A 14,627-nucleotide genomic window follows, 5' to 3' on the forward strand; every position below is an offset into this window, starting at 1 on the left:
ATGGATAAGTTTATAATTAAGGGAATTATTTTTGATTACGGTGGTACGTTGGATACAAATGGGGGACACTGGGGGGCGGTAATATGGGCCGGCTACGAAAAGTATCAAGTTCCGGTCAACTTAAGTTCATTTCAAGAAGCATATGCTTATGCCGAAAGGCAGATGGCGATTCAGCCGATCATCAAACCGGAGTTTAACTTCTTGGAGGTACTTAAAGCAAAATTGAAAGTGCAGTTTGAGTACCTTATTGCTGCTGGCTATGACCTGGATAGGCAACTGGCCGATAAAATTGCATTTGATGGTTATTCTCTTGCCAAGGATACGGTAGCCCGGGTAAAGCCATTATTGGTTGCGCTAGGCGAAGAGTATCCTATTGTAATGGTTTCCAACTTCTATGGCAATCTAAAGGCTGTGCTGGCTGATTTTGGTATTTTATCTTATTTTAAAGCGGTTGTTGAGTCAGCTGTCGTGGGCGTACGTAAACCAGACCCCGCGATTTATGCGCTCGGTGTCGAAGCAATGGGTTTACCTGCTGCGGAGATTTTGGTCGTTGGTGATTCCTATAGTAAAGATATGGCTCCAGCTAAGGCTGTAGGTTGTCAGACACTATGGTTGAAAGGACAGACCTGGGGAGAAGATAAGTTGCAGGATACTTCTGCTGCGGATAGGCAATTTAATACAATTTTTGATCTCCATGATTTCGTTTAATCAGGCTTTTTGACGAAATTCTTTAGGCGATATGCCTACATTTCGCTTAAAGAATTTCCCAAAAAAAGACTGATCTGAAAAATGCAGTTGCTTCGCAATTTCGCCTATCGAAAGCCCCTGGCGGAGCAAGCATTTAGCCTCTTCCACCAATACATTCTGTATTAATTCTATCGCTGATTTTCCCGTAAGTTCTTTTGTGATCACCGAGAGATGTTTTGGGGTGATACCAAGTTCTGAAGCATAAAACTGCACGGTATGGTCCTGACGAAAAGACTGTTTTAGCAGGAGGTAGAAATTGGCCAATATTTCTCTTTTTCGTGAGGGTACGACGGGGATATTTTTGAAATTTTGACTTGCCAGGCGCGCAATTTCACAGAACAGCACTTCGGCCAGAGATTTGATAATCTTTGGTTTGAAAATATAATCATGCCCCTGTTTCTCGTAATGGATAAACTGTTTAAACAGATTGGACAGGTTGGTGGCATCCTGCACCGAAAGAGCGAACACATGACTATTATCCAAGGCGAGTGATTTTTTTGTGAGATCAAAAAAATCCTTTCGAAAGTCCAATTTGAAGATAAAATCTATACTGAAGAAGATCAGATAAACTTCGCAGTCCCAAGATTTGGCAACAGATGCACCGTTAACTTTCGAGGATGGACTGGTCAATAGCAGGTGATGCTGACCAACCTGTACCCGCTCATCATTAATCATGAAAGATGTTTCCCCCTTTTTTATTAAACAGAGTGAATAAAGATTCTTGTTCGCCAATATAAGCTGCTGCTGCGGACTGAATACTGGCTTGGATCTGTTTCCTTTGATATGAAAAGCAAAAAAATCTTTGTTGTTGAGATGTTGATCGACGACAGGCATATTATTTTACAATAAAATCAAAATAGGTTTTACGATAAGGTTCATCCTTTAGGGTGTAATGCCACCATTCTTTGTCGTAGGCTTTAAAGCCAAATTTAGCCATGGCTTCGCGAAGTATTTTACGATTTTCTTTTTGTTTTGTTGTTAGTTTTGAATAGTTGTGGTGGGAGATATCACCAAAGAAATCAAAAGGTGCTCCCATATCGAGTTCTTTATTATTAGTGAGATCGATCAAGGTTAAGTCGACAGTACTACCTCGACTATGGCCAGACTTGCCGGCAATAAAGCCCAGTTTAAATAAGTTTTTTTTATCTAACTGTGGATAGAACTCACGTTTAGCAATGGTATCTTTGATGACCAGTGACCAAGCTTTGAAATGATCGACAGCCCGTTGTGGACGATAGGCGTCGAATATTTTTAATGCCAAACCCTGTTTGTTCAGATGTTTTTCAACTTGTTGTAGGGCCAATGCGGCACGCTTGGTCAGAATGGCAACTGGTTTTTCATAGCCGTGAACAGGGCGGCCCGTAAAGTTATGGCTTCCAAAGTAACGCATATCCAAGCTAATTGTCGGAATAAATTCTTTTACATAGGTGAAGTTTTGCGGCATTTCTTGCTGGGCTTTCAATTGGAAAGCAAAAAATACAAGACTAATGGATAGACAAAAATTGAGTTTCATGGGTTGAAGATACAACTTTAGATGCTCAATTCCAGCATCGAGATGTGGGCTACATAGCCCTTATAGCTGATAATAAGGATGGTAAATACGCAAAACCTCAGGCAATGAAGGCCTGAGGTTTGTTGGAACTTATCTTAATGATCCGTTATTTTCTTTTTTAAGTATTTGTAGATCTCAATCTGTGAGCGGCAGGGGTCTTTTTTATTTTCAACATAATGATTGCTTAAGGAATTGTTCAGCATACGAGCCTTGACGTTATCACTGAGCTGTATGTAAAGCATTTCCTTTAGGTCTTCCTTGATCTTCTTACTCGTGATTTTTACGGCGGCTTCAATACGGTGATCTAGATTTCGGGTCATCCAATCTGCTGAGGAGATATACATCAGCTCTTTACCGGCATTGTAAAAATACATGACCCTTGCATGTTCGAGATATTCATCCACGATTGAAATCGCATTCATGGGTAATTTAAATGTTTTCTGGTTCGTCGCACAATAAATTCCCCGAATAATCAGATCTATTTTAACTCCGGCGGTTGCCGCATCATAGAGCTTTTTAATCATATCTTTGTCGCTCAGCGAGTTTACTTTGATAATGATGGATGCTTTTCGGCTAGCTTTAGCCTCTGCTATTTCCAGATCGATAAAATGCAGCAGTTCCCTACGCATATCTATGGGACAGATCAATAAACTTTTACAGTTTTTGATCATGTCAGCTGGGTTGGATTTGGGCCGTCTGAGGTAATTGAATACTTTATTGATGTCGGCGATGACATCCCTATTACTGGTCAAGAGGCAATAATCTCCATATAATTTAGCGGTTTTCTCATTGATATTTCCTGTACTGACAAAACCATACTGAATGGTTTTTGCACCTGTCCGTTTTTTGATGACACATAATTTGGCGTGTACTTTTTTATTGGGAATACCTGTAAGTACCTTGATTCCTTCAAGTTCTAGCTTCTCTTTCCAATCCAGGTTATTCTCTTCATCAAATCGCGCCCGCAGTTCAAGCATGACCGTTACTTCCTTTCCATTTCGTGCAGCATTGATCAATGCATTGGCGACCTTGGAATTTGAAGCCAAGCGGTAGGCGGTAATCTGTATTGTTTTTACATCCGGATCCATTGCTGCTTCGCGTAATAAATCGATGATTGGCCTAAACTCATGGTAGGGAAAAGACAGCAGCACATCCTTTTTTAATACAGTATCGGTGACCCGCTCATAATTTTGAAAATAGGGGTGTGGGAATGAAGTTCGTTCCTGTGGTTGATGATAGGACTTAAATACGTTCGGAAAGTCCATAAAATGTTTAAAATTATGGATCTTCTGTCCGGGTATGATACTGTCTTTTTTTGATAGGTTGAGCTTTTTGATCAGAAACTCCACGAGTTTTGGATTCATCTCCTGATCAAAAATAAAACGCGTCGGTTTACCTTTACGTCTATTCTTAACCCCTTTACTTATCTTTTCGACCAAGGTTGTATTGATGTCGTTGTCGATATCAAATTCAGCATCTTTTGTGACTTTAAACACATGTGCATGGAAAACATCAAAGCCAAAATAGGAGAATATCAATGGAAGATTGAACTTGATGACATCTTCGAGAAGGATAATATGTTTTTCATCCTTTGGTGCAGGCAACTGGACGAAGCGTCCATTTTGGCTCGTAGGGATTTCAATTAAAGCAAACTTAGTTTCATATTGCCATTCACTTTTACCCATAGCAATACCCAGATAGAGGCTCTTATCACGGATATAAGGCATTGGACGGACATCATCGAGGATCAGAGGGATGACATTTGATTCCACATCATCCTGATAATACTCGCTGACAAATTTTTGTTGTTCCGGACTTAGTTCTTCACTCGTTTTGATAAAGACATTTTGCTTGGCCATATCCTTTTGGATTCGGTTCCAGGTATTGTCAAATTTCTTTTGCTGTTTGATTACCCGGACATTAAGCTCTTCCAAAATCAACTGCGGATCTTCATAAAAAGATTGATTGGCACTTTTGTCTTTGAGGTCAATAGCACGTTTGAGTCCGGCAACCCGAACCCGGAAAAATTCATCGAGGTTATTGGAAAATATACCTAAAAATTTGATCCTTAAGGGTAAAGGAACAGACTCATCTGCAGCTTCTTGCAATACCCTGCCATTAAAGCTTAACCAACTGATATCTCTAGGAATAAATTTTTTCGCCATAGCTAAATATACATAAATTTAAGATGCAAAACTAGAGCTATGGGTGCGATAAACGAACTTTTTCGTGTTAAAGAATTATTAATTTATTTTTTCTTCATCTTGTCTAAAAAAAATACCCCAAAAAGTGCGAAACGTTTTGGGGTAAACAGCAATCTTGTACCTGACGATTACTTTTTTCCGTATTTTTTGGAGATCTGAATCGCTTTATATTTGCTGCTGTCAAAATGTGGGGCATCAATTGACAGGCTTGTTGGATAAGGAGCCGTACGATCGAAAAAATATACAGTTGTTGTACTACCATAATCATTGACCGGTAGCAGCTCCAGGCAGCCCGTGTAATCTGCATTCAACACATCACCTACTGTCACGGCATAGATGCGGATAATTCCACCTTTATTTTGTTCATTCCTGACAAAAGCAACTTCTTTAAACCCGCCGGGAAGATCTTCTATACTTTTCTGATTGAAAGTATCTTTTAAAATAAAACCCAACAACACTAAAATCGGAATGACCAAAAGCCATACCTTTTTATTCTTCTTCATTAAAATACGCTTAAATAGTAATGTTTATAGCCAATAATTTATAAAATTCTTTTAGGATAGCCTGATGTCCCGGCCAAGCAGGAGAGGTCACCAGATTTCCATCCACAATCGCTTGGTCAGCTGGAATATTTTTCCAAGTTCCGCCAGCCAATTCAATATCTGGTCCTACCGCTACATAGGCGGTCAAGGTACGTCCTGTCAAAACCTTTGCCGCTGTCAATACCTGAATTCCATGACAGATTGCAGCGACAGGCTTATTCTTTTCAAAGAAATGTCTAGTAATCTCCAATACGCGTTGATTAAGGCGGATATATTCCGCCGAACGGCCACCGGCGATATAGAGTCCATCATATTCTTCGGGATTAACCTGGTCAAAATCCTTATTGATCGCAAAATTATGTCCCCGTAGTTCCTTATACGTTTGGTCGCCAGTAAAATCATGTACAGCAGTGGGTACGACATCACCCTTTTTTCGATCGGGGGCGATGGCATCAACTGTTATTCCTATTGATCCCATTGCTTGAAATGGAACCATTGCTTCGTAGTCTTCTACAAAGTCTCCAACCAGTAATAATATTTTTTTTGCCATATCAAAAACCTCTTTTAATAGGTTTTGAATTTACGTATTAAAAGAGGTTTTCACAATGATTATTTGTTAATCTTTTGTTAACCTTGAACAGCCAATTTCTCTGCAAGCACACGTTTAGTCTTACGTACTTTCGCTTCGAGCTGGCTTCTTAAAGTTGGATTGATAATACCTTTTCCTTCTTCAAAGTTTTTATGGAATTCAGGAAGGGAGAATGAATCCAGGATTTCAGCACCGTCCCACGTGATTCTATTGACTGCAGCATTTAATACAGTAGATCCACCCATTGGTCCGGGAGCGGTTGCCAATAAGAAAACTGGTTTGCCATTGAACGTTTTGCGATTTGGGATGCGGGAAACCCAGTCTACAATATTTTTGTAAGCTGAAGTGTAGGATCCGTTGTGTTCTGCCAATGAAATGAGTAGGAAATCTGCAGCATCCATCTTTGCGGCAAAATCATGGGCCAACTGTGGAATACCCAATTCTACTTCCTTATCATAAGAATAAATAGGCATTTCGAAATGATTGAGATCAAGGAGCTCTATGCTGTCATCCGCTTCTTTATAATATTTAGAGGTACTCGTTACAAAGATTTTGTTGATAGAGTTTTTATTACTTGTTCCTGCAAATGCTAATATTTTCATCTGTGTATAAGTTTTTAATTTTTAAACTGGTCAAACTTACAACATAATCATAAAAAAAATGTCAGTCGAATGTCTGCTGAGGGCATAATACCACATTTATTGATCTAGGTCAATTAAAAACAAACCGTTGGTACATTCCGAGCAGCCCGGTGAGTCCGCCTGTGTGTACTATCAGCAGTTGATCCGCGGGTGTGAAATAATCCTTTCTGATCAGATCATCCACGGCGTAGAGCAATTTTCCGGTATAGGTGGGTTCGATCATAATTCCCGTGCTGCTCATAAAATGCTGAGTGAATGCGAGGAGATCCGGTGTTGTTTTGGCATAACCGCCAAAATGATAGTCCAGATGCAAAATAGGGGATGGAAGTTGAGGGTAAAGCTGAGCGACCTCGTCATTGATAAAACCGCCATTCTTTAGTACAGGTACACCATGTATCTGTGTGAAAAGATCTTTTTTATCAATTGCATTGGCAATTCCGGCCAGGGTGGTTCCGGTACCACAGGCGGTAAAGATATGTTGGTAATCCTGTTGGAGTTCATCGACAAGTTCGGCACATCCTTTGGCGCCTAGGAGTCCGTAGCCACCTTCGTGGATATAGAAAGTTGTTGGATCCTGATCGAAATGCATACGATAGAGCTGCTCTTTGTCCCGATAGGAATCGCGGTCCACATAAATAAGTCGCATGCCAAATAATTGACACATGGTTAGAACAGGGTTGTTCGCCTGTTCATCACCTCTGACAAAAGCTGTTGTTTTGAACCGGAAAGTAGCTCCTGCGCAAGCAGTCGCCAGTAGATGGTTGCTCCATGCACCTCCAAAAGTAACGAGATGATTTTTCTGAAGCTGTAAAGCTTCCTGAAGATTGTATTTCAATTTTCTCCATTTATTGCCTGAAATGAAGGGATGGATCAGATCATCCCGCTTCAGCGTCACCTTAATATGCTTTTTTTCCCATAGAGGTAACGTGATTTCTGTTTCGGGGCTATGGATTTTGAATGGCAACATAACATTAAATGAAAACAAAGTTAACGAAAATTGTTTCATTTGGTTTATTTTTGTAGCATGACCGAACAAATGGGATCGCAAGATCAAGAAGAACAGGAGTTATTTGAACATCTACGAATTGAAGTGGATAAGGGACAAGCTTTACTCCGTATTGATAAATATCTGATGAATAGGGTGGAAAATGCGACAAGAAGTAAAATTCAGCATGCCATTGAAGCGGGTTCTGTCATGGTCAATGGTAAAGAGATCAAGGCGAGTTATAAAGTCAGACCGGATGATGTCATTACTTTGGTATTGCCCGATCCACCACGTGACAATGAAGTTTATCCCGAAGATATTCCCCTGGACATAAAATATGAAGATGATGATGTATTAATTGTCAATAAAGAAGCCGGTATGGTTGTGCATCCGGGCTATAATAATTATACGGGTACTTTGGTCAATGCATTGACTTACCATATACAGCAGCTGCCGCAATTGCCTGGAAATTCAGACCGTCCGGGGCTGGTACACCGTATAGACAAAGATACTTCAGGATTATTGGTGATTGCCAAGAATGAAAAATCGATGGCATTTTTGGCCAAACAGTTTTTTGACCATAGTATCACCCGCAAATACATTGCGCTGGTATGGGGAGATCTGAAGGAAGACGGAACGATTACGGGATATATTGGTCGTCATTTGAAAGATAGACGTATTATGGCTATGTACGATAGCGAAGATAAGGGAAGGTGGTCTGTGACGCACTACAAAGTGCTGGAACGATTGGGTTATGTGACCTTGATCGAATGTCAGCTGGAGACAGGCCGTACGCATCAAATCCGGACCCACATGCAGTCTATTGGCCATCCATTGTTTAATGACGCAATGTATGGTGGCGATAAGATATTAAAAGGTACTGTATTCTCAAAGTATAAGCAATTTGTGGACAATTGCTTCGCCCTGCTTCCACGTCAGGCGCTCCATGCGCAGGTATTGGGATTTATTCATCCAACTACAAAAGAAAATATGTATTTTGAGGTACCATATCCCGAAGATTTTCGTTTAGCATTAGAAAAGTGGCGCGGTTACGCCGCAAATTCCATGGCTGTAGAAAATGATTAAAATTTAGAAAATAAACAAAGATGCCGACAAACTATATCAATTTTAATGGCAATGTAGTGCCGGAAGAACAGGAAATATTTAGCATTGAAAATAGAGGCTTTCGCTATGGTGATGGATTGTTTGAAACCATGTTGTATAAGGATGGTGATATCCGTTTTCTGAATTTTCATGTAGTGCGCTTACAGCAGGGAATGGAATTGATACATCTTGATGATGCAAATCTTTTCGATGAATTTTTTATTCGTTCAAGATCAGAGGAGCTGATTCGCAAGAATAATATGTTGGGACAGCAGGTTCGCATTCGGCTGATTGTATTCCGAATGGGTGGGGGGCTCTATAGCCCAACGACAAACAAACCTGGATTTGTTTTGCAAGTACAACGTATTGAGCCCAATCTGAGGGATAAGAAAGTCGGTCTGATTGTGGGTTTATATAATGAGTTCAAAAAACCTTATAGTGACTTGTCAAGATTAAAATCACTCAATTCGCAAATTTATGTGCTGGCGGGCATATACAAGAAAAAAATGGCCTTTGATGATGTATTGATTTTAAATCAGGAGGGCTACCTTTGTGAGTCTCTGACCTCCAATATCTTTGTGTATTATGAGAAAATACTTTATACGCCTGCGCTTTCTGAAGGTTGTATTGAAGGGGTCATGCGTCGTGTTGTGATGGATATGGCGAGGGCTGAAGGGATTGAAGTAGTGGAGGCGCAGATTAGCCCCGAGATCATGAAAAGGGCAGATGAAATTTTTTGTACAAACGCTGTACAAGGGGTGCAATGGGTCATGGGATATAAACAAAAACGCTATTTCAATAAGATCTCACGTATATTGCAGGACAAACTGTTAAGTTGGAATTACGATGCAAACGAGGAGCAAAATTAAGCTTGCACAAATAAATAACAAAGACAAAAGGCCAAGATTAATCTTGGCCTTTTGTGTGTACGATCCGGATGATCCAATGTTCAAAAGCTTTTTTAAAGCTGAGTAGAAAATCTTTTGTTCTCTGGAGTTCGATTTTTCCATTTTCACCGATACAGTCTTTTATATTTCCGAGATAGGCTTCCGGCTGCTGCATGGGATAAATATTAACAAATACCAGTGACTGCCGGATATGATGATTTGCTCCGAACGCCCCGTAAGCTCCCGTTGAAGAGGAGATAATAGCGCCGGGTTTGCCGTCCCATTTATTTTTACCATAAGGCCGGGATCCGACATCTATGGCGTTTTTTAAGACGGCGGGGACGGAGCGATTATATTCAGGTGTTATGAAAAGAACTGCATCAAGTGCAGCGATTTCTTTTCGAAAGCGGACATAACTTTCAGGTGGGTTGCCTTCATCATCAAAATCCTGATTATATAAGGGGAGATCCCCAATTTCGATCACGCGATAGTTAAACTTATTGGCCGGTTGTTCACAGATAAACGCTGCTATTTTTTTATTATAGGATTGTTTCCTTAAGCTGCCGACGATGATTCCAATGTTGTAAGTATTCATTCCAAAGTCCAGATAATGTATGAAAAGTATTATTGGTTGAACAATTCTTATCCCAAAAAGTTTCCCTGTAAAATAAGATGAAGTTAAAACTAAGCTGTTTATGCTGAATAGGTTAAGTTTTTGTTAACAAAAATTAACATTTATCTTTTAATCTTTTGCATACAGTTTGTGTCGTAATGTAAAGAAGAAATTACAAAACTAAGGGAGGAGCTACTTATGAAAAAATTGTTGTACACCGCTGTTATTGTTGCAGGACTTTTCGTGACAGGGAAGGCCGATGCACAGGTCAGCATTAGCGTAAATATCGGAAGTCAGCCAAGCTGGGGACCGGTAGGTTATGATTATGCCCGTTATTATTATATTCCTGAATATAATATGTATTATGATGTGCCTGCAAGATGTTACGTTTATTACGATAATGGTGGCTGGATACGAAGAGCAAGCTTGCCGAGAAGATATCGACATTATGATTTTTACAGAGCACATAAAGTTGTGATCAATGATCGTAATCCTTGGCGTCATCATGACCGTTATAGAAGTAGATACGGTCACTCACGTGGTAGACAGGTGTCTATCCGTGATAGTCATCATAGACACGGCAGCTATTCTTTTGCAAGCGAGCGTAGGGTCAGCCGTAATCATTCTTGGAAAGAAAACCGAAGAGATCATGATAGAGGTAGAGGGCATGGACGTGGACACGATCACGGGCATGGAGGAAGGCACAGAGATTAGTTGGATGAAGAAAGTGCCCATTTTGAGTATCTTAATCGTTTAATAAGAAAGGGCCTACCTTGTGGTAGGTTCTTTTTTTTGTTATTATTTTGATAAAACATGGCATTCGCTCAGCTCCGCGTGCCTTCGCCTATGCTAAAATTTTATAATGTTATGTTCAATAAAATATAATGTGGAGAATAAATTGAAAGATATAACACGTTGATTCATGAAAATAATCTTAATTTTGCGACACGAACATGCTAAGCAACTTTTAAAAGGGCGGATTTTGCATGTTTGAGGTAGCATGTGACCTGTAAGTTAATTTTTGTGATGGGAAAAATATTTAAATCAAGCCTCGTATGGATGAGCTTGGGAATGACCGCTTTGGGACTAGTGTCTTGTAATCAAAATAGCGGTAAAAAAGAAGAGAAAAATGTTTCTGTTGATTCTGTACAACAAAAGAACGATAGTCTGGTTGTCGTGCAGAATTCCATTACGAAAGTGGATTCATTACGTAAAGATTCTATTACCAAAATGGAGGAAAATACCTCTTATACTGGCGTTAAGGATACTACGGTTCTACTCACGGACTCGATTTCACCGCGTTACGTTTACCTTACTTTTGATGACGGTCCCCTTAATGGTAGCCAATATTTGGATTCTATCGCTACAGCTAAGGGCATTAAAATCAATGCGTTTTTGATTGGAGCTCATGACAAAATGAGTAAAAAACTGCATGGTTTTACGGAGCGTTATAAAAATAATCCGTTGGTCGATTGCTATAATCATAGTTACTGGCATGCACATGATAAGTATACTACATTTTACTCAAATCCACAGACGGCATTTGAAGATTTCGAATTGGCAGAACAGTCTCTGGGTTTGCAACATAAAATCGTTAGACTTCCGGGGCGAAATATCTGGTATGTGGGTGACCGTAAAAAGGTTGATCTAAAAAGCGGTGCTTCTACTGCCGAGCTTTTACATCAAAATGGTTATAAAGTTATGGGCTGGGACTGTGAATGGAAAATTAATGGGGTGACCGGTAAACCAGATTTAACGGTCAATCAGCTGTATACACAGATGAAAAACTTACTTCGGAAAGGTACGTCTTATACAAAAAATAATGTGGTACTTTTGACGCACGATAATATGTACCAAACAAAAAAGGGACAAAAATTATTGTCAGATTTGATTGACAGCTTAAAACAGCATCCAAACTATCGTTTTGAGTTTATGCGTAATTATCCAAAATAGGGCATTTGTGCTATTTATTATTATTTAGCCCCAAACTAATCGTCTTTCGAAACTAGTTTGGGGCTAAATTTATAAGTGGAAGGCTGTTTTTTCTTAATTTTGTTTGCGCAGGTATTTTGTCAATATGACGATGGTCTGGCCTTCTATTTTTCCTTCGATCTGCTCAATATTATCAGCTACTAGACGGATATTTTTAACCACGGTACCTAAGGTTGCCTTGAGTGAAGAACCTTTTACATCCAGTGTTTTTGTCAATACAACGGTATCGCCTTCCAATAGTCTTTGACCAATACTATCTTCATGAAAGGAAACATAACCATCGTTTTCATGATCACCGGTTTTCTTTGCTTCCGTTAACGTTTCATCATCAAGATAAAGGATATCGAGTGCTTCGGAAGCCCAGCCTTCATTTTTCAGACGGCTTAACATACGCCAGCAGACAATTTGTATGGCAGGTATTTCTGACCACATGGCGTTAGGCAAGAATTTCCAGTCTTCTGGATTTAATTGCTCCGTTTTGTTGAGCTGATTGGCCAGGGTTGCTGAAATCAGTAGGGTGTTATCCAAAGTAGAACTGGTTTCCGGTGGTAAAATATAGGTTACTACATCCGTTTCAGCGCCTGTTAGCTCACATTTCCCTCCAGCCCGCGCGAGTAATTGTTCTTCTAATTTCATATCTGTTTCTATAAAAGCCCAAAAATAAGAATATAAATTGTAGTAAGTTCTAACTGTTAAAATAAAGCTGGTTTTTTGCAAAAAAAATAAGGACATACCGCTATATTGGTATTGAATTTGTACACTAACGAGATTGGAAAAGATTATTAACTGAAATAAGAATATAGCATATGAAATGGCAAGGAGGTAAACAAAGTGGCAATTTTGAGGATCGTAGGGGGATGTCTGGGGGTGGAAAGATTGCATTGGGAGGTATTGGGGGGATCATCGTATTGGTCATTGGTTTTCTGATGGGGGGAGATCCCATGCAGTTGTTGCAGCAGGCGCAAAATATGGGTACACAGACGGAGCAGTCCGGACAGCCGCGCGAACTAAATCCTGAAGAAAAGAGACTGACAGAGTTTTCCTTGACCGTACTTCAGAGTACAGAGGATGTCTGGGCTAAATTATTTAAGGAACAAATGCAGCAAAATTATACGCCCACTACCTTGGTTTTTTACGATGGTGGTACACAAACAGATGGTTGTGGAATGGGACAGGCTTCATATGGGCCGTTTTATTGCCCCGGAGATCAGAAAATCTATCTGGACCTGACTTTTAACCGTGAACTTTCTGATAAGTTCGGGGCGAAGGGCGAATTTGCCATGGCCTATGTGATTGCGCATGAAGTCGGGCATCATATTCAGCAACTGGTGGGATTGTTACCTAAAACGAATCAAGCCCGGGGTAAACTCAGTGAGAGTGAAAATAACAAGATATCGGTTATGACAGAACTTCAAGCCGATTTCTATGCCGGAGTGTGGGCACATTATCTCAATGAATATACGGATATAAAAATAGATTATAACGATATTATGGATGGGATGAAAGCGGCAGAGGCAGTAGGTGATGATAAGTTACAGACAGCCGCACAGGGGTATGCCGTGCCAGAGTCTTTTACCCATGGAACCTCAGCACAACGTATGGCCTGGTTTAAGAAAGGATATGACTCTGGCGATATGCGTGCTGGAAATACATTTGAAGATCCAAGCCTGAGATAATAAAGAACAGGTTGCCGGATAGTTGTATCTATAAATAAGAGAAGCATTATATTGAACTGCACCCTACAAGTTGGACAAAACTTGTAGGGTGTTTTTATTGAACTAATAAATTGCAGCCCCGAATATCGCTTTGGTCAAAGCGGCCCAATATCTCAAATGAGCCATCTTGATACACTTTTCCTAAATCCTGCGTTGCAATAAATGAGCAGGAATACCGATTGGCCAGGTCGATGACATTAATGCCGCCTGTGCTATCGGAGGAGATTAAACTCAGTGGATCATTTGTATCACGTATTAGTACTTTCATCCATTTAGGTAGGAGGAAAATTCCCTGACCCGAAGAGTAGCCCTGTGACAGCAATTCGGTCATGCCATATTCTGAGTGGATCCCGCTGACCTTGAAGGCATCTTCGAGGAGCTGGTGGATCTCCTGTTTGACCATTTCTTTACGTTTACCTTTCATTCCGCCAGTTTCCATGATAATGAGCTCCGGAAAGTCAAAGGCATATTGCTCAATAAAATCAAGCAGGGCATAGGTAACGCCGAAAAGGATGGTTTTGGTTCCGTTATCTTTTAATTGGACAAGTGTATCATATAGTTCCTGATGATTGTAGAGGAAATAATTGCTCTGCACTTGTTTACTTTGTTTCATCAAGTCATCGATCATATAGATCAAGGAGGAACCACTTCTTTCCAGATAGGACGGCAGCAGGGCTAAAATAGCGATATCTGTAGTTGGACCGTAAAAATCTTCAAATATACGGCGAAAAGTACGCTCATAGATGGATACATCAGCAACAAGATGCTTAGAAGTGACCATGCCCGTTGTCCCTGAACTTGAAAATACAATTTGAGGGGTCATTCCGGCAGCCAGTACTTTTTGTGTTTTAAAAAATTCGATTGGGAGGAAGGGGATGTCCGTATAATGCTGGACTTGATTTTTTTCTTTGCCTATTAGCGAAACATAGTCGCGGTAGACCTGACAATGCTGCAGCTGGAAGTGATAAGTTTCTAAACAATGTTGATTAAAATCGTCTTCCGTTTGAATTTCAAGAAAATCCGTCCAATTCGTCATAGCATTTAAATTTGTTGGAC

16 protein-coding genes are annotated in these 14,627 nt (G+C 40.1%); 6 read left to right on the forward strand and 10 right to left on the reverse strand.

The features are described from left to right. The gene (locus DCO56_RS07725; protein ID WP_108633179.1) at positions 1–708 is read left to right on the forward strand and encodes an HAD family hydrolase; all 708 of its coding nucleotides are present in this window, start codon (positions 1–3) and stop codon (positions 706–708) included. On the opposite strand, the gene DCO56_RS07730 is transcribed toward DCO56_RS07725, so the two are convergent. From DCO56_RS07730 to DCO56_RS07760, 7 genes are all read right to left on the reverse strand, one after another. Continuing rightward, positions 709–1,581: a helix-turn-helix domain-containing protein gene (locus tag DCO56_RS07730; RefSeq protein WP_108633180.1), complete on the reverse strand. Its 873-nt coding sequence runs from the start codon at positions 1,579–1,581 to the stop codon at positions 709–711. It lies immediately after the preceding gene. 1 nt (position 1,582) lies between these two features. Beyond that, a complete protein-coding gene (locus tag DCO56_RS07735) occupies positions 1,583–2,260 on the reverse strand; it encodes a M15 family metallopeptidase (protein ID WP_219929342.1) in 678 nt (225 codons plus the stop codon). A gap of 134 nt (positions 2,261–2,394) precedes the next feature. Then, entirely contained in the window at positions 2,395–4,464 is a 2,070-nt protein-coding gene (gene ppk1 / locus DCO56_RS07740) for a polyphosphate kinase 1 (protein WP_108633181.1), read from the reverse strand. Between the two features lie 167 nt (positions 4,465–4,631). Further along, complete coding sequence (locus DCO56_RS07745) at positions 4,632–5,006, reverse strand: hypothetical protein (RefSeq protein ID WP_108633182.1); 375 nt, start codon at positions 5,004–5,006, stop codon at positions 4,632–4,634. A gap of 10 nt (positions 5,007–5,016) precedes the next feature. After that, on the reverse strand, positions 5,017–5,595 hold the full coding sequence (locus DCO56_RS07750) for a DJ-1/PfpI family protein (protein WP_108633183.1): 579 nt from the start codon (positions 5,593–5,595) through the stop codon (positions 5,017–5,019). Positions 5,596–5,672: 77 nt separating this feature from the next. Then, the gene (locus DCO56_RS07755) at positions 5,673–6,236 is read right to left on the reverse strand and encodes an NADPH-dependent FMN reductase (protein ID WP_108633184.1); all 564 of its coding nucleotides are present in this window, start codon (positions 6,234–6,236) and stop codon (positions 5,673–5,675) included. A 109-nt stretch (positions 6,237–6,345) separates the two neighbouring features. Continuing rightward, on the reverse strand, positions 6,346–7,281 hold the full coding sequence (locus DCO56_RS07760; RefSeq protein WP_245935794.1) for a 1-aminocyclopropane-1-carboxylate deaminase/D-cysteine desulfhydrase: 936 nt from the start codon (positions 7,279–7,281) through the stop codon (positions 6,346–6,348). Between the two features lie 18 nt (positions 7,282–7,299). On the opposite strand from DCO56_RS07760, the gene DCO56_RS07765 reads away from it, so the two are divergent. Beyond that, positions 7,300–8,346, forward strand: a complete 1,047-nt coding sequence (locus DCO56_RS07765) for an RluA family pseudouridine synthase (RefSeq protein WP_108633185.1) — start codon at positions 7,300–7,302, stop codon at positions 8,344–8,346. 20 nt (positions 8,347–8,366) lie between these two features. Continuing rightward, positions 8,367–9,233, forward strand: coding sequence for an aminotransferase class IV (locus tag DCO56_RS07770; protein WP_108633186.1), 867 nt, complete (start codon positions 8,367–8,369; stop codon positions 9,231–9,233). 37 nt (positions 9,234–9,270) lie between these two features. On the opposite strand, the gene DCO56_RS07775 is transcribed toward DCO56_RS07770, so the two are convergent. Next, on the reverse strand, positions 9,271–9,846 hold the full coding sequence (locus tag DCO56_RS07775; RefSeq protein ID WP_108633187.1) for an NADPH-dependent FMN reductase: 576 nt from the start codon (positions 9,844–9,846) through the stop codon (positions 9,271–9,273). A gap of 216 nt (positions 9,847–10,062) precedes the next feature. Here DCO56_RS07775 and DCO56_RS29030 point away from each other — a divergent pair, with 216 nt between their 5' ends. Both DCO56_RS29030 and DCO56_RS07785 read left to right on the forward strand, forming a co-directional pair. Further along, positions 10,063–10,578, forward strand: a complete 516-nt coding sequence (locus DCO56_RS29030; RefSeq protein WP_146190997.1) for a hypothetical protein — start codon at positions 10,063–10,065, stop codon at positions 10,576–10,578. 312 nt (positions 10,579–10,890) lie between these two features. Beyond that, on the forward strand, positions 10,891–11,817 hold the full coding sequence (locus tag DCO56_RS07785) for a polysaccharide deacetylase family protein (protein WP_108633189.1): 927 nt from the start codon (positions 10,891–10,893) through the stop codon (positions 11,815–11,817). A 93-nt stretch (positions 11,818–11,910) separates the two neighbouring features. Here the strand turns inward: DCO56_RS07785 and DCO56_RS07790 are convergent, their stop codons facing one another. Continuing rightward, on the reverse strand, positions 11,911–12,492 hold the full coding sequence (locus DCO56_RS07790) for a PhnA domain-containing protein (RefSeq protein ID WP_108633711.1): 582 nt from the start codon (positions 12,490–12,492) through the stop codon (positions 11,911–11,913). Positions 12,493–12,662: 170 nt separating this feature from the next. Here DCO56_RS07790 and ypfJ point away from each other — a divergent pair, with 170 nt between their 5' ends. Further along, positions 12,663–13,532, forward strand: a complete 870-nt coding sequence (gene ypfJ, locus DCO56_RS07795; protein ID WP_108633190.1) for a KPN_02809 family neutral zinc metallopeptidase — start codon at positions 12,663–12,665, stop codon at positions 13,530–13,532. 94 nt (positions 13,533–13,626) lie between these two features. Here the strand turns inward: ypfJ and DCO56_RS07800 are convergent, their stop codons facing one another. After that, positions 13,627–14,607 (reverse strand): LuxE/PaaK family acyltransferase, encoded by a 981-nt coding sequence (locus DCO56_RS07800; RefSeq protein WP_108633191.1) that lies wholly within the window; start codon positions 14,605–14,607, stop codon positions 13,627–13,629. Positions 14,608–14,627: the final 20 nt, after the last annotated feature.

Source organism: Sphingobacterium athyrii (assembly GCF_003071065.1).
GTDB classification, from domain to species: domain Bacteria; phylum Bacteroidota; class Bacteroidia; order Sphingobacteriales; family Sphingobacteriaceae; genus Sphingobacterium; species Sphingobacterium athyrii.

Excerpts from the sequence above, each read along its gene's own strand:
- DCO56_RS07800 (WP_108633191.1), bottom strand. The coding sequence starts at position 14,607 with ATGACGAATTGGACGGATTTTCTTGAAATTCAAACGGAAGACGATTTT.
- DCO56_RS07765 (WP_108633185.1), top strand. The coding sequence starts at position 7,300 with ATGACCGAACAAATGGGATCGCAAGATCAAGAAGAACAGGAGTTATTT.
- DCO56_RS07730 (WP_108633180.1), bottom strand. The coding sequence starts at position 1,581 with ATGCCTGTCGTCGATCAACATCTCAACAACAAAGATTTTTTTGCTTTT.
- DCO56_RS07785 (WP_108633189.1), top strand. The coding sequence starts at position 10,891 with ATGGGAAAAATATTTAAATCAAGCCTCGTATGGATGAGCTTGGGAATG.
- DCO56_RS29030 (WP_146190997.1), top strand. The coding sequence starts at position 10,063 with ATGAAAAAATTGTTGTACACCGCTGTTATTGTTGCAGGACTTTTCGTG.
- DCO56_RS07725 (WP_108633179.1), top strand. The coding sequence starts at position 1 with ATGGATAAGTTTATAATTAAGGGAATTATTTTTGATTACGGTGGTACG.
- DCO56_RS07745 (WP_108633182.1), bottom strand. The coding sequence starts at position 5,006 with ATGAAGAAGAATAAAAAGGTATGGCTTTTGGTCATTCCGATTTTAGTG.
- DCO56_RS07750 (WP_108633183.1), bottom strand. The coding sequence starts at position 5,595 with ATGGCAAAAAAAATATTATTACTGGTTGGAGACTTTGTAGAAGACTAC.
- DCO56_RS07735 (WP_219929342.1), bottom strand. The coding sequence starts at position 2,260 with ATGAAACTCAATTTTTGTCTATCCATTAGTCTTGTATTTTTTGCTTTC.
- ypfJ (WP_108633190.1), top strand. The coding sequence starts at position 12,663 with ATGAAATGGCAAGGAGGTAAACAAAGTGGCAATTTTGAGGATCGTAGG.
- ppk1 (WP_108633181.1), bottom strand. The coding sequence starts at position 4,464 with ATGGCGAAAAAATTTATTCCTAGAGATATCAGTTGGTTAAGCTTTAAT.
- DCO56_RS07775 (WP_108633187.1), bottom strand. The coding sequence starts at position 9,846 with ATGAATACTTACAACATTGGAATCATCGTCGGCAGCTTAAGGAAACAA.
- DCO56_RS07790 (WP_108633711.1), bottom strand. The coding sequence starts at position 12,492 with ATGAAATTAGAAGAACAATTACTCGCGCGGGCTGGAGGGAAATGTGAG.
- DCO56_RS07770 (WP_108633186.1), top strand. The coding sequence starts at position 8,367 with ATGCCGACAAACTATATCAATTTTAATGGCAATGTAGTGCCGGAAGAA.
- DCO56_RS07755 (WP_108633184.1), bottom strand. The coding sequence starts at position 6,236 with ATGAAAATATTAGCATTTGCAGGAACAAGTAATAAAAACTCTATCAAC.
- DCO56_RS07760 (WP_245935794.1), bottom strand. The coding sequence starts at position 7,281 with ATGAAACAATTTTCGTTAACTTTGTTTTCATTTAATGTTATGTTGCCA.